Annotated in this window: 20 protein-coding genes; 15 read left to right on the top strand and 5 right to left on the bottom strand. The window is 67.4% G+C overall.

Annotation, left to right across the window (positions count from 1 at the left end):
• The first annotated feature begins 133 nt into the window (after window positions 1-133).
• From AB431_RS19875 to era, 7 genes are all read left to right on the top strand, one after another.
• Window positions 134-1,372 carry a cytochrome P450 gene (locus AB431_RS19875; RefSeq protein ID WP_047331377.1) on the top strand — a complete coding sequence of 413 codons (1,239 nt, stop codon included), beginning with the start codon at window positions 134-136 and terminating at the stop codon, window positions 1,370-1,372.
• Window positions 1,369-1,779, top strand: coding sequence for a nuclear transport factor 2 family protein (locus tag AB431_RS19870; RefSeq protein ID WP_047331376.1), 411 nt, complete (start codon window positions 1,369-1,371; stop codon window positions 1,777-1,779). The genes AB431_RS19875 and AB431_RS19870 overlap by 4 nt, the downstream gene beginning before the upstream one ends.
• Before the next feature lie 80 nt (window positions 1,780-1,859).
• Window positions 1,860-2,888, top strand: coding sequence for a PhoH family protein (locus tag AB431_RS19865; protein WP_047331375.1), 1,029 nt, complete (start codon window positions 1,860-1,862; stop codon window positions 2,886-2,888).
• A gap of 7 nt (window positions 2,889-2,895) precedes the next feature.
• Window positions 2,896-3,432, top strand: coding sequence for an rRNA maturation RNase YbeY (ybeY, locus tag AB431_RS19860; RefSeq protein WP_047331374.1), 537 nt, complete (start codon window positions 2,896-2,898; stop codon window positions 3,430-3,432).
• On the top strand, window positions 3,429-4,721 hold the full coding sequence (locus tag AB431_RS19855) for a hemolysin family protein (RefSeq protein ID WP_047331373.1): 1,293 nt from the start codon (window positions 3,429-3,431) through the stop codon (window positions 4,719-4,721). The genes ybeY and AB431_RS19855 overlap by 4 nt, the downstream gene beginning before the upstream one ends.
• Window positions 4,714-5,034, top strand: coding sequence for a hypothetical protein (locus AB431_RS19850; RefSeq protein ID WP_047331372.1), 321 nt, complete (start codon window positions 4,714-4,716; stop codon window positions 5,032-5,034). Before AB431_RS19855 ends, AB431_RS19850 begins: the two co-directional genes overlap by 8 nt.
• Entirely contained in the window at window positions 5,031-5,942 is a 912-nt protein-coding gene (era, locus tag AB431_RS19845; RefSeq protein ID WP_047331371.1) for a GTPase Era, read from the top strand. Before AB431_RS19850 ends, era begins: the two co-directional genes overlap by 4 nt.
• Before the next feature lie 10 nt (window positions 5,943-5,952).
• Here era and AB431_RS19840 read toward each other — a convergent pair whose 3' ends face one another.
• Window positions 5,953-7,107: an NAD(P)/FAD-dependent oxidoreductase gene (locus AB431_RS19840; protein ID WP_047331370.1), complete on the bottom strand. Its 1,155-nt coding sequence runs from the start codon at window positions 7,105-7,107 to the stop codon at window positions 5,953-5,955.
• 98 nt (window positions 7,108-7,205) lie between these two features.
• Here AB431_RS19840 and AB431_RS19835 point away from each other — a divergent pair, with 98 nt between their 5' ends.
• The gene (locus AB431_RS19835) at window positions 7,206-7,751 is read left to right on the top strand and encodes a TetR/AcrR family transcriptional regulator (protein ID WP_047331369.1); all 546 of its coding nucleotides are present in this window, start codon (window positions 7,206-7,208) and stop codon (window positions 7,749-7,751) included.
• Between the two features lie 18 nt (window positions 7,752-7,769).
• On the opposite strand, the gene AB431_RS19830 is transcribed toward AB431_RS19835, so the two are convergent.
• Window positions 7,770-9,224 carry an amidase gene (locus AB431_RS19830; protein WP_047331368.1) on the bottom strand — a complete coding sequence of 485 codons (1,455 nt, stop codon included), beginning with the start codon at window positions 9,222-9,224 and terminating at the stop codon, window positions 7,770-7,772.
• Between the two features lie 64 nt (window positions 9,225-9,288).
• Between AB431_RS19830 and recO the strand changes: the two genes are divergently transcribed.
• The 3 genes from recO to AB431_RS19815 are packed head-to-tail and all read left to right on the top strand — an operon-like array spanning window position 9,289 to window position 11,371.
• The gene (recO, locus tag AB431_RS19825) at window positions 9,289-10,110 is read left to right on the top strand and encodes a DNA repair protein RecO (RefSeq protein ID WP_047331367.1); all 822 of its coding nucleotides are present in this window, start codon (window positions 9,289-9,291) and stop codon (window positions 10,108-10,110) included.
• The gene (locus AB431_RS19820) at window positions 10,076-10,984 is read left to right on the top strand and encodes a decaprenyl diphosphate synthase (protein ID WP_047333618.1); all 909 of its coding nucleotides are present in this window, start codon (window positions 10,076-10,078) and stop codon (window positions 10,982-10,984) included. The genes recO and AB431_RS19820 overlap by 35 nt, the downstream gene beginning before the upstream one ends.
• A gap of 3 nt (window positions 10,985-10,987) precedes the next feature.
• Window positions 10,988-11,371 (top strand): hypothetical protein, encoded by a 384-nt coding sequence (locus tag AB431_RS19815; RefSeq protein WP_047331366.1) that lies wholly within the window; start codon window positions 10,988-10,990, stop codon window positions 11,369-11,371.
• A gap of 170 nt (window positions 11,372-11,541) precedes the next feature.
• Here AB431_RS19815 and AB431_RS19810 read toward each other — a convergent pair whose 3' ends face one another.
• Together AB431_RS19810 and AB431_RS19805 are read right to left on the bottom strand one after the other, a co-directional pair.
• Window positions 11,542-11,964 carry a Fur family transcriptional regulator gene (locus AB431_RS19810; protein ID WP_047331365.1) on the bottom strand — a complete coding sequence of 141 codons (423 nt, stop codon included), beginning with the start codon at window positions 11,962-11,964 and terminating at the stop codon, window positions 11,542-11,544.
• Entirely contained in the window at window positions 11,961-12,266 is a 306-nt protein-coding gene (locus AB431_RS19805) for a helix-turn-helix transcriptional regulator (RefSeq protein WP_047331364.1), read from the bottom strand. The genes AB431_RS19810 and AB431_RS19805 overlap by 4 nt, the downstream gene beginning before the upstream one ends.
• 101 nt (window positions 12,267-12,367) lie before the next feature.
• Between AB431_RS19805 and AB431_RS19800 the strand changes: the two genes are divergently transcribed.
• Entirely contained in the window at window positions 12,368-13,807 is a 1,440-nt protein-coding gene (locus tag AB431_RS19800) for a glycine--tRNA ligase (protein WP_162489418.1), read from the top strand.
• Between the two features lie 45 nt (window positions 13,808-13,852).
• Window positions 13,853-14,353 carry a hypothetical protein gene (locus AB431_RS19795; protein ID WP_047331362.1) on the top strand — a complete coding sequence of 167 codons (501 nt, stop codon included), beginning with the start codon at window positions 13,853-13,855 and terminating at the stop codon, window positions 14,351-14,353.
• Between the two features lie 11 nt (window positions 14,354-14,364).
• Here the strand turns inward: AB431_RS19795 and AB431_RS19790 are convergent, their stop codons facing one another.
• Complete coding sequence (locus AB431_RS19790) at window positions 14,365-16,371, bottom strand: TPM domain-containing protein (protein ID WP_047331361.1); 2,007 nt, start codon at window positions 16,369-16,371, stop codon at window positions 14,365-14,367.
• 44 nt (window positions 16,372-16,415) lie between these two features.
• Between AB431_RS19790 and AB431_RS19785 the strand changes: the two genes are divergently transcribed.
• Together AB431_RS19785 and dnaG are read left to right on the top strand one after the other, a co-directional pair.
• Complete coding sequence (locus AB431_RS19785; RefSeq protein ID WP_047333617.1) at window positions 16,416-17,684, top strand: deoxyguanosinetriphosphate triphosphohydrolase; 1,269 nt, start codon at window positions 16,416-16,418, stop codon at window positions 17,682-17,684.
• A 9-nt stretch (window positions 17,685-17,693) separates the two neighbouring features.
• Window positions 17,694-19,619 carry a DNA primase gene (dnaG, locus tag AB431_RS19780; protein WP_047333616.1) on the top strand — a complete coding sequence of 642 codons (1,926 nt, stop codon included), beginning with the start codon at window positions 17,694-17,696 and terminating at the stop codon, window positions 19,617-19,619.
• Window positions 19,620-19,641: the final 22 nt, after the last annotated feature.

Below are 19,641 nucleotides of genomic sequence, written 5' to 3'. Positions count from 1 at the left end.
CGATGGAGGTGGTCACAGTGAGGCGATGGTCTCACCGCGATCGTGGCCGTGGGGGCAAAACCGCTCCGTAGGGGGCGCAAGTGACCTCCATCGGGAGATCGACCAGGCCTGCAGAAGCATTGAGGCTGTTCGCATGACCTCGACGACCGCCTCTGCGCTGCACCTGCTCACCACCCCGGAGGGGATCGCGAATCCCTATCCGCTCTTCGAGCAACTGCGGGGCTCTTCGCCGGTCGCGGGTTACCAGGACTGGCCGCCCGGCACCGTGCCCGGCGCCGACGAGCCGGTCACCGCCTGGGCGTTGTTCCGCCATGACCAGGTGCTCGCGGCCGCTCGCGACGGCGAGACGTTCTCCTCCCGCGACCCCATCCAGGAGGCGTCGTCGGCCCCGAGCCTGATGCTGGTCAACACCGACCCGCCCGCGCACACCGGCGAACGCAAACTGGTCAGTCAGGCATTCTCACCGCGGCGCATCCGCCGTCTCGAGAACTGGCTCACCGAACTGGTGCCGGCCCTGCTCGCCGATTTCGATGCCCGCACCGGCGGCGGCGACCCCGACGTCATGAAGTTCGCCGACGAGGTGCCCACCCGCGCAATGGTCCGGCTGTTGGGCCTGCGCGACGGTGACCACGTCCGATTCAAGAACTGGGCCAATGCCTTCATGCTGTCGTCGACGATGACACCCGATGAGCGGATGGCGAGCAACGCCGACATGGTGGCCGCGTTCACCGAAAGGGTGACCGAACACAGTGCCCGCCTTGATGATTCGCAGGACGTCGAGGACGCCGAGGACTTGATCTCGGCACTGCTGCGGGCCGAACTCGACGGGCAGCGTCTCACTCCGGAGCAGATCGTGCGGCTGTGCGTGACGCTGGTGGTGGCCGGCAGTGAGACGACGACCTACCTGATCGGCAGCGTCCTGCACGCGATGGCGCGAGAGCCTGCGGTGACGGCCCGGCTGCGGGCCGACCGCTCATTGGTGAGCACCTTCATCGAGGAGGTGGCGCGGCTCACCGGGCCACAACGGTTGTTCCGCATCGCGACCCGCGACGTCGAGATCGATGGCGCCCGGATCAAGAAGGGGGAGTGGGTGGCCCTGTTCTTCGGATCGGCCAACCACGACCCGGCCGTCTTCGACGATCCCGAACGCCTGGACCTGGACCGGGCCAACATCCGCCAGCATCTGGCCTTCGGTCACGGCCTGCACTTCTGCCTGGGTGCACCGCTGGCGCGGCTCGAGGTGTTGGCGGTCGTCAACGCAGTGCTGGACCGCTACTGCGTGATCGGCCTGTCCGAGGAACCCGCCGAGCGGCAGACTGCCAGCCTGCTCACGCACGGCTTCGTCCGCCTTCCGTTGCAGCTGATCCGATGAGCGAAGCCACGAACATCGCCGCCACCCGGGCCATCTATGCGGCGGTACCGGCCGGTGATCTGATGACGGCGCTGAGCCACATGGATCCCGAAGTCCGCATCACTTACTACGGCAGCGACGCCATTCCCTACGCCGGGGATTACCACGGCATCGAGGCGGCAACAGAGTTCTTCAGCACCGTGGGCGCGCACGTCGAGATCGTGGCGATGGAGCCGTGGCTGTTCATCGGCGACGGCGACAACCTGGCGGTCTGGGGGCATCAGACGTTTCGCCGGCCCGCGACCGGGCGCACCTGGGAGTCGGAATTCGCCCACATCATCACGCTGCGCGACGGCAAGTGGCTGCACTTCCGGGACTTCATGAACTCGGCGCTGACCCATCAGGCGTTCACTCAGAGTGTGGGTTAACCAGTGGGAGGCGCGCCGTTCGGACGGTAAACTGGTGTTTCGACCCAACCGGAACCCAGGAAGCAGGCTTCGAAGACCACGTGACGCCCCGCGAGACGACCGCTGCTCGCCCTGATGACAGCCAGGTGCGCAGCAGCATGACTGTTCCGCCCGACCTCGTCGTTGGCCTGCTGGGTTCCGCTGACGAAAACCTGCGCGCGCTCGAACGCAGCCTGTCGGCCGACGTCCATGTCCGAGGAAACACCATCACCCTGTCCGGCGAGGCGGGCGATGTCGCCATGGCCGAGCGGGTGATCTCCGAACTCATCGCGATCGTCGCCGGCGGGCAGACCCTGTCCCCGGATGCGGTGCGACGCAGCGTCGGGATGATCGCCGGAGCCGACAACGAGTCACCGGCCGAGGTGCTGACGCTCGACATCTTGTCGCGGCGCGGCAAGACGATTCGGCCCAAGACGCTCAACCAGAAGCGCTACGTCGACGCGATCGACGCCCACACCATCGTGTTCGGCATCGGGCCGGCCGGCACCGGCAAGACCTACCTGGCCATGGCCAAGGCGGTCAATGCGCTGCAGACCAAGCAGGTCACCCGGATCATCCTGACCCGTCCCGCGGTGGAAGCCGGTGAGCGCCTTGGGTTTCTGCCCGGCACGCTGACCGAGAAGATCGACCCTTACCTGCGGCCGCTGTACGACGCGCTGCACGACATGATGGATCCAGCCGCCATCCCGAACCTGTTGAGCACGGGTGTGATCGAAGTTGCGCCGCTGGCCTTCATGCGTGGCCGCTCGCTCAACGACGCGTTCATCATCCTCGACGAGGCGCAGAACACCACCGCCGAGCAGATGAAGATGTTCCTCACCCGCCTCGGGTTCGGGTCCAAGATCGTCGTCACCGGCGACATCACCCAGGTCGACCTGCCCGGCGGCGCCAAGTCCGGCCTGCGGGCGGCGATGGATGTTCTCGACGGCATCGATGACATCCACTTCGCCGAACTCACCAGCGCCGACGTGGTGCGCCACCGCCTGGTGTCGGAGATCGTCGATGCGTACGCCAAGGCCGAGCAGCCCGCGCTGATGAATCGCTCCCAGCGCCGCTCGACGCGGCGGTAGGGGTCAGATGACTATCGAGGTTTCCAACGAATCCGGCCTCGACGTTTCCGAAGAGGAACTGATCAGCGTCGCGCGTTTTGTGATCCGTCGTATGGACGTCAACCCGGCCGCCGAGCTGTCGATGGTGTTGCTGGACACCAACGCGATGGCCGATCTGCACATGCGGTGGATGGACCTGCCCGGCCCCACCGACGTGATGAGCTTCCCGATGGACGAGCTCGAGCCCGGCGGACGCCCGGACGCGCCCGAGCCGGGGCCGTCGATGCTCGGTGACATCGTGCTGTGCCCGCAGTTCGCCGCCGACCAGGCGGCCTCCGCCGGGCACAGCCTCGGTCAGGAGCTGGCGCTGCTCACCGTGCACGGCGTGCTGCACCTGCTGGGGTACGACCACGCCGAGCCGGCCGAGGAAAAGGAAATGTTCGACCTGCAGCGCAAGCTCCTCGAGGAGTGGGTGGCCGAGCAGGTCGAGGCGTATCACCAGGATCGGCAGAACGAGAAGGACCGGCGACTGCTCGACAAGTCACGGTATTTCGACCAACCGTGACCGGATGGAGTGCGCTGCTCGGCGCCATCGCGCTGGTTGGGCTGGGCGGTCTGTTCGCCGCGATCGACGCAGCGATCAGCACGGTGTCGGTGGCCCGGGTCGAGGAATTGGTGCGCGACGAGCGGCCCGGTGCGCTGCGATTGGCCAGGGTCATGGCCGAGCGCCCACGCTACATCAATCTCGTTGTCCTGCTGCGTATTGCGTGCGAGGCCGCCGCGACCGTGCTGCTGGTCGCCTTCCTGTGGGATGACCTCGGCCTGAAATGGGGGCTGGTCGTCGCGGCGGCGATCATGACGGTCGCGAGCTTCGTCGCCATGGGCGTGGGACCGCGGACCATCGGCAGGCAGAACGCCTACGTGATCGCATTGGCGTCGGCGGTTCCGCTGCAAGCCATTTCGGTGCTCCTCACTCCGATCAGCAGGTTGCTCATCGTGATCGGCAACGCGCTCACTCCGGGCCGGGGCTTCCGCAACGGACCGTTCGCCTCCGAGATCGAGCTGCGTGAGGTGGTCGATCTGGCGCAGCAGCGCGGTGTGGTGGCCGACGACGAACGCCGGATGATCCAATCGGTCTTCGAACTCGGTGACACCCCGGCGCGTGAGGTGATGGTCCCGCGCACCGAAATGGTGTGGATCGAGAACGACAAGTCGGCCAGCCAGGCGACGTCTCTGGCGGTGCGCAGTGGCTACTCGCGGATCCCGGTGATCGGGGAGAATGTCGACGACGTCGTGGGCGTGGTTTACCTCAAAGACCTTGTCCAGCGGACCTATTACTCGGCCGACAGCGGCCGCGGCACCAAGGTGGCCGACATCATGCGCCCCGCGGTGTTCGTTCCGGACTCCAAACCGCTCGATGAGCTGCTGCGCGAGATGCAGCGCGACCGCAACCACATGGCTTTGCTGGTCGACGAGTACGGCGCTATCGCGGGCCTGGTCACCATCGAGGACGTCCTCGAAGAGATCGTCGGCGAGATCGCCGACGAGTACGACACCCGCGAGGTGGCGCCCGTCGAGGAATTGGACGACAACAAGTTTCGGGTCTCGGCCCGATTGCCGATCGAGGACGTCGGCGAGCTGTACAACGTCGAATTCGAGGAGGACCTCGACGTCGACACCGTTGGCGGTCTTCTGGCCCTCGAACTCGGCAGGGTGCCGCTGCCCGGGGCCGAGGTCGTCTCCCACGGGCTACGGCTGCAGGCCGAGGGTGGCCGGGACCACCGAGGCCGGCTCCGTATCGGCACGGTGCTGGTCAGCCGGACCGAGCGGGAAGGAAGCGACGAGGATGAGTGACGCGCTCGAGGACGAAGACGCCAAGCTGGTGGTGCTCGCGCGTGGCGCGATGGGGCGCGCTGAAACTTCCGAGGGTGCCGCGGTACGCGACCTCGACGGCCGCACCTACGCCGGCGCCCCGGTCGCCCTGTCGGCATTGCGACTGACCGGCCTGCAAGCCGCGGTCGCCGCCGCAGTCTCCAGTGGGGCAACGGGTTTCGAGGCAGCCGTGCTGGTCGGCGGATCAGCCGATGACGGCGGTCTGGCAGCGGTGAAGGAACTGTCTCCGGACGCGGCGATCATCATCACCGATCGCTGCGGGGCGCTGAGATGAGCGAATTCCGTTCCGGCTTCGTCTGTCTGGTCGGCCGGCCCAACACCGGGAAGTCCACGCTGACCAACGCCCTGGTGGGCGCCAAGGTGGCGATCACCGCCGACCAGCCGCAGACCACCCGGCACACCATCCGCGGCATCGTGCACCGGCCCGACTTCCAGATCGTCCTGGTCGACACCCCGGGACTGCACCGCCCGCGCACCCTGCTGGGCAAGCGGCTCAACGACCTGGTCCGTGACACCTACTCCGAAGTCGACGTCATCGGGCTGTGCATCCCCGCCGACGAGAACATCGGGCCCGGCGACCGGTGGATCTACGAACAGATTCGGGACGTCGCGCCTCGCACCACGCTCGTCGTCATTGTCACCAAGATCGACAAGGTGGCCAAGGATCGGGTCGCCGCACAGCTGATCGCGGTTCACCAGCTCGTTGGTGACACCGCAGCCGAGATCGTCCCGGTGTCGGCGACACGAGGGGACCAGGTCGACGTCCTCATCGACCTGCTGGCGGCCCAGTTGCCGCCCGGCCCGGCGTTCTACCCCGACGGTGAGCTCACCGATGAACCCGAAGAAGTACTGATGGCCGAGCTCATCCGCGAGGCCGCGCTTGAAGGTGTGCGCGACGAGTTGCCGCACTCGCTGGCGGTGGTGATCGAGGAGGTCGAGGAACGGACCGGGCGCCCGGCCGATGATCCCTTGATCGACGTGCACGCCGTGTTGTATGTCGAGCGGGACAGCCAGAAGGGCATCGTCATCGGCAAGGGGGGCGCCCGCCTGAAAGAGGTGGGGACGGTGGCCCGCACGCAGATCGAGAAGCTGCTCGGCACCAAGGTGTATCTCGATCTGCGCGTCAAGATCGCCAAGAATTGGCAGCGCGATCCCAAACAGCTTGGCCGCCTTGGGTTTTAGCGGTTAGGCGTCAGGCATCCCGGCGCCGGTCCAGACCTGACAGCTGCATCGCCAGCGCGCGCCGCACCATGGGCACTTTCCCGGCGAGCCGCATCACCACATTCCGGATCGGCCTGCGTCGCGGAGAAGCGATGGCCAACTCCGTCAGCCGGCCTGCCAGCGCGACGACGCGTTCGGCGCTACGGCGCCGGCTGAGCGCATAGTCGTCGAGCAAGCTGTCGGATTCTCCAGCGAGCACGCGCGACAGGCATTCGCCAAGCAGGACGGCGTCCTCGATCCCCAAATTCATCCCCTGACCGCCCGCGGGCGAGTGCACATGGCCCGCGTCCCCGGCCAGCACAATGGCGCGGTCGCGGAAGGACTCAGCGATACGGTGATGCACCCGGAAGCGAGAACCCCACACCACCTCCTCAACCACGGCCGGGTGTGCCTTCGGTCCACGTTCGTCCAACAAGTGCTGGACGAACCCGAGATCGGGATGCTGCGGCGCCTCGTCGACGGTGGCGACTATGCGGTACCGCCCATCGGGCAGCGGGGCCACGACGACCAGACCTGCGGGGGAGAAGTACAGGGTTACCTCGTTGGCGGGGACCCCGCCGGAGAGCCGCACATCCGCGAGGGTGAAGGACTCGTCGTAGGTGCCGCCGACGAAGGCGATGCCGGCCTGCTCCCGCACTGTGCTGTTCATACCGTCGGCGCCGATGACGTAGCGCGCGCGGATGCGATGCCCGTCGGCGAAGCTGACCTCGGCGCCGTTCCGGTCCTGCCGAATCCCGGTGACGGTCCTCGGCCGGAGCACCTTCGCGCCCAATTCTTCGAGGCGCTGCAGCAGAAAGGCCTCGGTTTCGGCCTGCGAAATCATCAGCGTGTACGGAAAGCGGGTGGGTAGTTGGTCGAACGGCACGGTGATCAGCAGGGTGTCCCGGTCGCGAATGGCGAACGTCGGGGTGTGCACGCCGCGCTGCACCAACTTATCGGTGACGCCATACGGTTCGAGTAACTCCAACGTGTGCGGGTGAACCACTGCGGCGCGGGAGGTGTTCGCACCCTCGGCTTGGCTGTCCACCACGGTCACCTGGCGGCCGTATTGGGACAGCACGATGGCGGCGGTCAGTCCGGCCGGTCCAGCACCGACGACGAGCACGTCAGTTTGGGAAATCTGCATGATGCCTCCTTGTCAACATCTGTTGGCCAACGGCCGTTGACAAAACGTTATCGCCGGTGCGCCACGATGTCAACGCGCGTTGGCCTACAATCGTTGGCATGAGACGCTCCGCGACCGAAACGAAGGCGGTGATCCTCGCGGCGGCCCGCGAGCGCTTCGCCGCCGACGGCTACGACAGGGCCACGATCCGGGGTATCGCCGCAGACGCCGGCATCGATCCGTCGATGGTGATGCGCTATTTCGGTAACAAAGAGGCGCTGTTCGGGGCGGCCGCAGAATTCGACCTCGAGCTTCCCGATCTCACCGATGTGCCCGTGGCCGGGCTTGGGGCCGCCCTTGCGGCTCACTTCGTCGAGCGCTGGGAACGCGATGAAGCACTGCTCATCCTGCTTCGTGTGGGCGTCACCAATGAGGCTGTGGCGGAACGGATGCGGACGATCTTTGCGACACAACTAGGCCCGGTGGTGGCCAAGGCGACCGGGGACACGCCCGATACGCCGGTGCGGGCTGGATTGGCAGCGTCGCAGGTGCTCGGAATGGCGCTGTGCCGGTACGTGCTGGCGTTCCCGCCGCTCGCGGCCATGACAGGTCAAGAGGTCGTCGACTGGATCGGTCCTACGCTGCAGCGCTACTTGACTGAATAGATTGCAGCACAACGACGTTCATATGGAGTCGGTCGGCACCGGCGTGTTCCACCAGATCTCGGGCTGCTTGTTGGCCCAGCCGTTGATGGCCTCCAGCTCGGCGGCCAGTGAGATCAGCAGCGGTTCGCTGTTGGCCGGGCCCATCAGCTGCACGCCGATCGGCAGACCGTCGGAGGTGAAACCGGCCGGGACGCTGATCGACGGCCAGCCCAACAGATTCCACGGGAACGTGACCGGGCAGGCCGCGATCATCGCGCGGTCGGTGCCGATCGGCCCCAGTTCGTCGAATCTGCGGGCCGGTGGAGGCGGCTGTGCGGTCGTCGGCGCCAGCACCACATCGACGGAGCGGAAGATCTCCCCGACGCGGCGGTGCAGTCTCGGCTCGCTGGCCCGGGCGCGGCGCAGCATTGCCCCCGACAGCAGCCGGCCCATCCGCATGTTCGACTCGGTGCGGGGATCGAAGACGACGTCGTCGCCGAGGCGGTCGGCCCACTCCAGCAGCCCGGCGGTGGAGCGGGGCAGGAACGTCAGCGGCAGCCGTAGGCCGTAGTTGGGGTTTCCTTCCATCACGGTGTGGCCGAGCATGCCGAGTTGCTCGGCGACCCCGCTCAGCGCGACGCGGATCTCCGGATGCAGCTTGGCGCTGAAGAAGGTGAACGGAAACCGCGTGGACAGCGCGATCCTCAACGGCCCGGGGGCGGCGCCGACGGAGTCCGACATCCGTACCGGGGGCGGCTTGAACAGGTCGTCCTCGTGGTTGCCGGAGACGGCGTCGAGGAGGAGCGCAGCGTCAGCCACCGTGCGCGCCAGCACGCCGTTGACGGTGATGCCATTGAACGGGTCGCGCACCGGCCAGGTCGAAATGCGGCCACGCTGCGGCTTGATCCCGACGAGGTGGGTCCACGCGGCGGGCACCCGGACGCTGCCCGCGCCGTCGGAGCCGATCGCCCCGGCGACCAGTCCGGCCGCGACCGCGGCGGCGCTGCCGCCCGACGAGCCGCCCGGAGTGTGCTTGCGCGACCACGGATTACGGGTGTGGCCGAAGGCCGGGCCGCTGGTGAACGGCCACTGACCGAGCTCGCAGCAGTTCGTCTTGCCGACGATCACCGCACCCGCTTCGCGCAGTCGGCGGACCACCTCGGAGTCCTCGGTCGCCGGGCTGACCCGTCCACCGGTGCCAAAGAAGGTCGGTACACCCGCGATGTCGACGTCGTCTTTGACCGCGATGGGAACGCCCAGCAGTGGTGCCTGCTCCCCGGCGGCACGACGGCGATCGGCGTCGGCGGCCTCGGCGAGCGCCGACTCGGTGAGCACCACCCGGAAGGCGTTGAGGGTGGACTGGCTCGCGGTGATCGCACGCAGCGACCGGCGGACCAGTTCGGCGGACGTAACCGTGCCGCTGGCCAACTGATAGAGCTGCTCGCCGATGGTCGGAAACCGCGGTGGGCTGCCCAAACTCCCGTGAGCTGTCATGGCGACGTCGAGACTAACGGCGCGCGTCCGCGCTTATGTCGCATTGCGGTGGGAAACTTGTCGAATGCGGCTGTATCGGGATCGGGCGGTCGTGCTGCGCCAGCACAAGCTCGGTGAAGCCGACCGCATTGTCACCCTGCTGACCCGCGACCACGGTCTGGTCCGCGCGGTTGCCAAGGGTGTGCGCCGGACCCGCAGCAAATTCGGTTCCCGGCTGGAGCCGTTCGCTCACATCGACGTCCAGCTGCACCCAGGTCGCAACCTGGACATCGTCACCCAGGTGGTGTCGATCGACGCGTTCGCCACCGACATCGTCAGTGACTACGGCCGCTACACCAGTGCCTGCGCGGTCCTGGAGACCGCCGAGCGGCTGGCCGGCGAGGAACGCGCCCCGGCGCCGGCTCTGCACCGGCTCACGGTCGGGGCGTTGCGCGCGGTGGCCGACGGCACGCGCAGCCGCGAGCTGGTCTTGGACGCCTACCTGCTGCGGGCCATGGGGATCGCCGGCTGGGCGCCGTCGCTGACCGAGTGTGCCCGCTGCGCGGCGCCGGGCCCGCACCGCGCGTTCCACATCGCCGCTGGTGGCAGCGTCTGCATGCATTGCCGTCCATCCGGTTCGACCACGCCGCCGCAGGCAGTGCTGGATCTGATGTCGGCGCTGCACGACGGCGACTGGGAGCTCGCGGAGGCCTCGACGCCGTCGCACCGCAGCCACGCCAGCGGGTTGGTGGCCGCGCATCTGCAGTGGCATCTGGAACGCCAGTTGCGCACCTTGCCGCTGGTGGAGCGGGTCTACCGGCGGGCCGCTAATCACGGTGAGGAGATGTTCAGGCAGGATGAGGCCCATGGCGATGAACCGGGTGACCAGCTCGTGGCGGGGGGCTGAGCGCAGGCGGAAAGAGACCTTTCCGCAACTGCCCCCGGCGCCCGACGACTACCCGGTGTTCCCGGACACCTCCGTGTGGCCGGTCGTGTTTCCCGAGCTGCCGGCCGCGCCGGACGGCGGCCCGCGCCGGCCACCCCAGCACACCTCCAAGGCGGTGCCGCCGGCCATCCCGGCCGACCAGATGCCCAAGCACGTCGCTGTCGTGATGGACGGCAACGGACGTTGGGCCACGCAGCGCGGGTTGAACCGCACCGAAGGCCACAAGATGGGCGAGGCGGTGCTGATCGACATCACCTGCGGCGCCATCGAGATCGGTATTCAGCACCTGTCGGTCTATGCGTTCTCCACCGAGAATTGGCGGCGCAGTACCGAAGAGGTCCGGTTCCTGATGGGCTTTAACCGCGAGGTGGTGCGCCGGCGGCGGGAAAATTTGGATGCCATGGGCGTCAACATGCGCTGGGTGGGGTCGCGGGCGCGGATGTGGCGCAGCGTGATCAAGGAATTCGACATCGCCGAAAACATGACCGTCGGCAACAACGTCATCACGGTGAACTACTGCGTGAACTATGGCGGCCGGGCCGAAATCGCCGAAGCGGCAAAGCAAATCGCCCGCGACGCGGTGGCCGGCCGGGTGGACCCGGAACGGGTGAACGAGGCCATGCTCGCCGAGCACCTGCACCGGCCCGACATTCCCGACGTCGACCTGTTCATCAGGACATCGGGGGAGCAGCGGGCGAGCAACTTCATGCTGTGGCAGGCCGCGTATGCCGAGTACGTGTTCCAGGACAAGCTGTGGCCCGATTACGACCGGCGCGACCTGTGGGCGGCGTGCGAGGAGTACGCCGAACGCAACCGGCGTTTCGGCCGGGCCTGACCGATGGATCTGAACGCACGCCTGGCCGACGCGTTGATCGCGGTGCTGCCCGTCGAGGTGGAACCCGATGGTGCGCTCACGGTGCGCTACGAAGGGACGTTCGCCTCGCTGCGGACGGTCACCATCGCCGAAGACATCGAGATGGTGTCGGTGACCCAGGTGCTGGCCTGGGATTTGCCGCTGAACGCCGGCTTACGCAAACGTGTTGCCGCACAAGCGCAGTCGACGATGCTCGGGACCGTGACGTTGGTCGAGTCCGGCAAGAAGGGCGACGTGATGCTGCGGTACAACTTCCCCGGTGATGGCCTGGCCGACCGGGCGATGCAGACGCTGGTGCTGATGGTGCTGGCCGGTGGGGCCGATGCCCGCCGCGCGGTCGTTGACTAGGACCGGTGCCCGCCTCTGAGCGACAAGCCCGGTCGTGAGATTGACGCCACGCAGCGGGTTACTCGAACTTTCTCTGCGGGACTTCAATTTTGGCGAAAGCCTGTCGCAGTCGCCGCGGATTGTCGCGCAGGGGCGGGCACCGACCCTATAGGCCGGATGAGGTGAGCCCGTCAGCCCCGGCACTGCCCGCAGGTGCCGAACAGCTCGATCGTGTGACTCACATCCGAAAACCCATGCTGTTGCGCCACTTCCGCGGCCCAGGCTTCGACTTCGCGGCCGCTGACCTCCACCGCCGCACCGCAACTGCGGCACACCAGATGGTGATGGTGGTCGTCCCCGGCGCAGCGCCGATAGACCGACTCCCCGGTGTCGGTACGGACCATGTCCACCAGATCGGCCGACGACAGTGACTGCAGCGTCCGGTACACCGTTGTCAGACCGATGTTCTCGCCGCGGCGGCGCAGCTCGTCGTGCAGCTCCTGCGCCGAGCGGAACTCATTGACGGTGTCGAGAAGCGCGATGATCGCCGCCCGCTGACGGGTGGCGCGCACTCCGCCCGCACCGGCGCGCGGACGCGTCTCAGCTCCGGTCACGAGTGCTCCTCGCCGGCATGGTCGAGGGCGGCGACGATGATCTCTGCCAGGTGCTCGTCGACCAGCCGGTACATCACCTCGCGCCCCGATCGTTCGCCGGCCACCACCCCCGCGGCCTTCAGGATCCGCAGGTGCTGGCTGACCAGAGGCTGCGGGACGTCCAGGGCGTCGACGAGCTCGTGCACGCAGCGCTGCGATTCACGCAGCTCCAGAACGATCGCAATGCGCACCGGGGCGGCCAGCGCGCGCAAGAGCTCACCGGCGCGTTCGAGGAGGGCAGCATGGTCGGTGGCGGTGGTCATGTGGCACCTCCACGCTATTGGAAACGATTTCCAGTTGCTGCTCCACTTTTCCATGCACGATTACGCATGTCAAAAGTTGGTTCGGCGGGTCGTTAGGCTGTATGGCTGTTGTCCGCACACAAATAAGGAGTGGCACCCTCGTGGCGTCCGTCATCGATTCCGTCGTCAACCTGGCCAAGCGTCGTGGCTTGGTCTATCCAGCCGGCGAGATCTACGGCGGGACCAAGTCGGCCTGGGACTACGGGCCACTGGGTGTCGAGCTGAAGGAGAACATCAAGCGCCAGTGGTGGCGGTCCGTCGTGACCGGCCGCGACGACGTCGTCGGCCTGGACAGCTCGATCATCCTGCCGCGTGAGGTATGGGTCGCCTCCGGGCACGTCGAGGTCTTCCACGACCCACTCATCGAGTGCCTCAACTGCCACAAGCGTCATCGGCAGGATCATCTGCAGGAGGCCTACGCCGAGAAGAAGGCGGCCAAAGAAAAAACCGAAGTCGATCCCGAATCGGTCGCGATGACCGAGATCGTCTGCCCGGACTGCGGCACCAAGGGCCAGTGGACCGAGCCGCGCGAGTTCAACATGATGCTCAAGACGTACCTCGGTCCGATCGAGTCCGAAGAAGGCCTGCATTACCTGCGGCCCGAGACGGCGCAGGGCATCTTCGTGAACTTCGCGAACGTGGTGACCACCTCGCGCAAGAAGCCGCCGTTCGGCATCGGCCAGATCGGCAAGAGCTTCCGCAACGAGATCACTCCGGGCAACTTCATTTTCCGCACCCGCGAGTTCGAGCAGATGGAGATGGAGTTCTTCGTCGAGCCGGCCACCGCGCCCGAGTGGCACCAGTACTGGATCGACACCCGGCTGCAGTGGTACATCGACCTCGGCATCAACCGCGACAACCTGCGGCTCTTCGTGCATCCCCAGGAGAAGCTGTCGCACTACTCGGCCGGCACCACCGACATCGAGTACAAGTTCGGTTTCGGCGGGAACCCGTGGGGTGAGCTCGAAGGCATCGCCAACCGCACCGACTTCGACCTCAAGACCCACTCGCAGCATTCCGGCACCGATCTGTCGTTCTACGACCAGGCCGCGGACACCCGCTACATCCCGTATGTCATCGAACCCGCAGCGGGACTTACCCGTTCGTTCATGGCGTTCCTCGTCGACGCCTACGCCGAAGACGAGGCGCCCAACGCCAAGGGCGGGGTGGACAAGCGCACGGTGCTGCGGCTGGACCCGCGGCTGGCGCCGGTGAAGGCCGCGGTGCTGCCGCTGTCCCGGCACGCCGATCTCAGCCCGAAGGCCAAGGACCTGGCCGCGGAGCTGCGCAAGAACTGGAACATCGAGTTCGACGACGCCGGTGCGATCGGCCGGCGCTACCGCCGCCAGGACGAGATCGGCACGCCGTACTGCGTGACCGTCGACTTCGACACCCTGGAGGACCACGCGGTGACCGTGCGCGAGCGCGACCAGATGACCCAGGAGCGCATCAGCATCGACTCGGTGGTCGACTACCTGGCCACCAAGCTGGCCGGCGGCTGACCGCAGGGGTGACGCGATGAAAGGGCCCACAGATATGCGGTCCCGATGATCGTTGCCGCGATCTTTCTGATCGTCATCGGGGTGGTGGCGCTGTTCCTGTCCGCCCGGCCGAGGCTTGCCTTCTTCCTCGACGAAGGGTGGAAGTTCCGGAACAAGACCGAGCAGTCCAGGACGTACGAGGCTGTCAGCTTCACCAAGTTCTTGGTGCTTGGTGTCGCCGCGGTTGTCGGCGGCCTCGTGCTGCTGGCAATGAACGCGACGTTCAGTAGGCAGGATGCGGCCCGCGCCGCATTTGATCGATGCCAGTCTGAGTTCCTACCGCAGTTCACCAGGACCATTCGTTGGGACGGCGGCGAACTCGGTAATGAGGACGAGGTGCGGAGTCTCGCGAACAGGCTCGGGGTCAAAGTGGTCTTTGCCACCGGCGAAGTGATCGTCCTCGACCCGAAACGGCATGGAGACGACAAAGAAGTTTTGCGTTTCCTCGCCGCGAACCACGATCAATCCTGGGCCGGACCGTTTCGGTGCAACGATTACGACAAGTGAATGCGGCGGCGCTAGAAGCGGCCCCCGCCGCCAAGCATCCCCCCGCCGTCGGACCCGCCCGAGGATCCGCCGAACGTCGTCGACGACCATCCGCCGCCGAAGCCACCGCCGAATCCGCCGCGCATGCCGCCCGACAGGATGTTGCCGAGGATGATCCCGCCGATCACGGCGCCCATGTTCGACGAACCACCAACTCCGCCATAGTGATTCATGTACGCCCGCTGAGCGTTCTGGACGTCGGTGTTGGCCAGCTGCTGAGCTTGGGCGGCCAGCATCGACGCACCGTTGGCATGCGCGATCGCCTCGGCGACGTCGGTCTTCCGTTTGGCCTGCGCGGCCTCTAGTTGTCGAACCGCCTCGTTGAGCCGGGTGCGCGCCTCGGGCCCGACGCTGCCTCGGCGGGTGTCGATGTAGTCCGACACCGAACGCACCCGCGACTGTGCGGTGAACAGCGCCTGGTCGTAGGACCGACCCAGCCGCTCGGCGTTCTCGCGCTCCTCGGCCACGCTGGCCAGCAGCCGGTCCAGGTCCGCGTCGGCCTGCGTCAATTGGGTGAATGCGCCCAGTGGATCGGCCGATCCGGCTGTCTGCGCGGCGGTCACCGCCTTGACCGCGGCATCGCGGGCCGCCGTCAGCTCGGCGGCATTGGCCAGCCCGCCCCGCGACAGCTGGGCGACGGCCTGATTGATGCCCTGCTGGGTGTCGGCGATCGCCGCAGGCAGGGTGGCGACCGCGCGCCTGATGTCGCTGGCCGCGCTGTCAACCGCGTTGAGCATCGAACTTGCTTGCTGCAGAGCGGCTTCGGCGCCCCGCACACAGTCGACCAGTTCACTCTGCTCGCCGGCGACCGGCTTGGCCACCAGTTCGCGGGCCCGGCTGATCGAGTGGTCGGCGAAGTCCAGTCGCTCCTTGGCGGCGGCGACATTGCGACCCACCGAAACAAGCGCCGACTCGGCGAATTCGGTGTGCAGCTGGGTCAAAGCCGACTGTGCCGGGTCGATGCGAGCGCTCACATCGACCAGCTTCTGGGTGAGGGCGTCGAGCCGGTCGGGGGCGTTGATGACGAGGTCGCGCAGCTGGTGGAACGCCTGGTTCTGGGCGTCCAGCTCGTGGTTGGCCCGCGCGGCGGCAACGATCACCCGGGTCAGCAGGTCGCGACGCTGCGCCGGCGTCTCGGGAACGGCGTCGTCGAGCTGCTGGCGCACGTTGAACGCCTGCTGCAGCGTGGCTTTGGCGTTCTCGACGGCTCGGGCGAACGGTTGCGTCTGTTGCTCACCGAATTCCTCGGCGGCCAAGGCCAATTCGTTGGAACTGGTGCGTACGGCGTTGTCGACGTCGACGACGATTGACCGGGACAACTCGTCAAGGGCGTCGAGCGGAACCGACGCCAGGGCGTTCGGGTCGGTGGGGTCCACCCGTTTGGCGGCGGCGACCTCGGCGTCGTGCCGCTTGCGTCGGCGCCGGCGGCTCCACGCCAGCAACACCACCACGGCCAGCACGATGACCCCGAGAATGATGACCAGCGGTAGCAGCGACATCCCGCCGGAGCTGCCGGTACTCTTCGCCGCCAACCCGTCGGCCGCCGCGATCGCCGCGCCTGCCCAATCGCCGCTGTGCAGCGCGGGCTCGATCTTGTCGTGACGCAGATCGTCCACCTTGGTGCCGCCCGCCGCCGCGCTGGGCACCAGGAAGGCGTACGAGCGCTGCGTCGTCGCGACCGCCAGGATCGCGTCCTGATCGCTCAGATCACTGGCCAGGCGGGTCTCCTCAGTCCAGCCCACCGCCGTCTTCGGTGCGAACGAGTCGACGAAGACCACCCACAGCCGGACATGGCGCTCGCGGTAGAGGCTGTCGACGCTCGCCTGGACGTTGGCGATCTGGCCGCCGCTCAGGACACCGGCGTTATCGGTGACGTAGTCCGGCAGCCGAAACGGCGGCTCGGCGCTGGCGGCGGGCGCCACCAGGGTGGCGGCGGTCAGGATGGCCGCGAGCAGGCTGAACAGACGAGCAAGGCGCATGACCGTCAAATGTAGTAGGGCCGGTGCTGGCAGACTGTGCGTCGGTGACGACGAATGAGCACGGCCACTACGACGAGGCCGACCGCGAGCGGGTGGTGCACGAGCCGCCGAAGACTGCCGGGCTGCCCGGTACGTCGACGGAGCACCGCACCGACTTCGCTCGCGACCGTGCACGCGTGCTGCACTGTGCTGCTCTTCGTCGGCTGGCGGACAAGACTCAGGTGGTCGGGCCGCGAGAGAGCGAGAACCCTCGCACGCGGCTGACTCATTCGTTGGAGGTCGCCCAGATCGGGCGCGGGATGGCGCTGCCGCTGGGCTGCGATCCCGACCTCGTCGACATGGCCGGCCTCGCTCACGACATCGGCCATCCGCCTTACGGCCACAACGGGGAGCGCGCGCTCGATGAGTTCGCCGTCGCCTGCGGTGGGTTCGAGGGCAACGCCCAGAACTTCCGCATTCTGACCCGGATCGAGCCCAAAGTGCTTGACCCGCAAGGTCGCAGCGTCGGACTGAACCTGACGCGGGCGGGTCTGGATGCCGTAACCAAGTATCCGTGGTTCCGCGAACCGAGCGTCCGGAAGTTCGGCTTCTACGAAGACGACCGGGCGCTCGCCGAGTGGGTCCGGGGCGCCGCGCCCTCGCGTCGCCCATGCCTGGAGTCCCAGGTGATGGACTGGGCCGACGACGTCGCCTACTCCGTACACGACGTCGAGGATGGCGTGGTGTCGGGTCGTATCGACCTGCGGGTGCTGGCAGACGCCGACGCCGCGGCGGCGCTGGGCACGCTGGGGGAGTCGGAGACGATCGATGCCGCCGACCTGGAGGCCGCGGCGCAGCGGCTGTCCGAGCTCCCGGTGGTCGCCGCTGTCGGCAAGTACGACGGCACGCTGACGGCGTCGGTGGCGCTCAAGCGATTGACCAGTGAGCTGGTGGGACGCTTCGCCTCAGCGGCGGTTCGCCTGACCCACGAGGTCGCCGGGCCGCAACCGTTGGTGCGCTACGAGGCCGATCTGCAGGTACCTGCGACGGTCCGCGCCGAGGTCGCACTGCTCAAGACGCTGGCACTGCAGTTCATCATGTCCGACCCGCGGCACCTGGAACTTCAGGCGCGGCAACGGGAGCGGATTCACCGGGTGGCGAACTGGCTGCTGGACGGCGCGCCTGCGACGCTGGATCCGGTGTTCGCGCCGGAGTTCAGTGCCGCCGCCGACGACGCAGCCCGGATGCGGGTTGTCGTCGACCAGCTTGCGTCGTTCACCGAGGGCCGGGTGGAGCGCATCGACGCGCACATCGCCGACGCGCGCGAGTCTTAGACTGTGCCGATGGCTGCAGCGGTGGGCGGGGGTGGAGACCGGAAGGGCCGGATCTCCGATCGCGATATCGCCGCCATCCGGGACCAGGTCCGCATCGAGGACGTCGTCGGTGACTACGTTCAGCTGCGTCGGGCCGGCGCCGACTCGATGAAGGGCCTGTGCCCGTTCCATGACGAGAAGTCGCCGTCGTTCCACGTCCGGCCCAATCACGGCCACTTTCACTGCTTCGGGTGTGGCGAAGGCGGGGACGCCTACGCCTTCATCCAGAAGATCGAACACGTCAGTTTCGTCGAGGCCGTGGAAATGCTGGCCGATCGCATCGGTTACACCGTCACCTACAGCGGCGGCGGCACCAGCGTGCAGCGGGACCGCGGCAGTCGCAGCCGGTTGATCGCCGCCAACGCGGCCGCGCAGGAGTTCTATGCTGCCGCACTGGAATCCGAGGAAGCAGCACCGGCGCGGCAGTACCTGACCGAGCGCAACTTCGACGCGGCCGCGGCCCGTCAATTCGGTTGCGGCTTCGCGCCGTCGGGCTGGGATTCGCTGACCAAGCATCTGATCCGCAAGGGCTTCGAGTTCAAGGAGCTCGAGGCCGCCGGGTTGTCGCGGGAGGGCAGGCGCGGCCCGATGGACCGGTTCCACCGCAGACTGCTGTGGCCGATCCGGACTGCCAGCGGCGAGACCATCGGCTTCGGTGCCCGTCGGATCTTCGACGACGACCAGATGGAGGCCAAGTACGTCAACACCCCCGAGACGGTGCTCTACAAGAAGTCAAATGTCTTGTTCGGCCTGGATCTGGCCAAGCGGGACATCGCCAAGGGGCATCAGGCGGTCGTCGTCGAGGGCTACACCGACGTGATGGCCATGCACCTGGCCGGGGTCACCACCGCGGTCGCCGCGTGCGGCACCGCGTTCGGCGACGAGCACCTGTCGATGCTGCGGCGGCTGATGATGGACGACAAGTTCTTCCGCGGTGAACTGATCTACGTCTTCGACGGCGATGCGGCCGGGCGGGCGGCCGCACTGAAGGCGTTCGCGGGGGAGCAGAACCTCGCCGGACAGAGCTTCGTGGCCGTGGCTGCCGACGGGATGGACCCCTGCGATCTGAGGTTGGCCCAAGGCGACGGAGCGCTGCGCGATCTGGTGGCCCGCCGCACGCCGCTGTTCGAGTTCGCCATCCGCACCTCGCTGGCCGAGCACGACTTGGACCAGGCAGAGGGCCGGGTGGCGGCCCTGCGGCGCTGCGTGCCGATGGTTGCTCAGATCAAGGACCCGACGCTGCGCGACGAGTACGCCCGCCAGCTGGCCGGCTGGGTGGGCTGGGACGACGTGGCCCAGGTGATCGCCCGGGTTCGTGAGGAGGCCGGCCACAAGCCGGGCGGCCGCGACAACCGGCGCGCGCCGGCCGCACGCGCCAAAGCTGAGGGTTTGGCTCGTCGCCCCGACCCGCGCGATCCGACACTGTGGCCGCAGCGCGAGGCGCTCAAGGCCGCCCTGCAGTACCCGGCGCTGTCCGGGCCGGTGTTCGACTCGCTGACCGTGGAGAGTTTCACCCATCCCGGCTACGCCGCGGTGCGCACCGCGATCGAGGCGGCCGGCGGGACGTCGTCGGGCATCATCGGTGGCCAGTGGATCGACAAGGTGCGGGAACAGGCCGGCGCGCCCCTGACCGAAGGCCTGATCACCGAGCTCGGTGTGGAGACGATCCGGGTCGACGAGGAAGAGAAACTGCCCCGCTACATCGGCGGTGTGCTCGCCCGGTTGCAGGAGGTCTGGGTGGGCCGACAGGTCGCCGAGGTGAAATCCAAGCTGCAGCGGATGTCGCCGGTGGAGCAGGGCGACGAATATCACGCGCTGTTCGGCGACCTGGTGGCGCTGGAGGCTTATCGACGCAGTCTGCTGGAACAGGCCAGCGGAGATGACCTCACTGCGTGAAAACTCCCGCCGGGTTATGGTT

This window comes from Mycobacterium sp. EPa45 (genome assembly GCF_001021385.1).
In the GTDB taxonomy this organism is placed as follows: domain Bacteria; phylum Actinomycetota; class Actinomycetes; order Mycobacteriales; family Mycobacteriaceae; genus Mycobacterium.
Note: the sequence above shows the minus strand (reverse complement) of the source record. Positions and strands in the feature narration are given on the sequence as shown.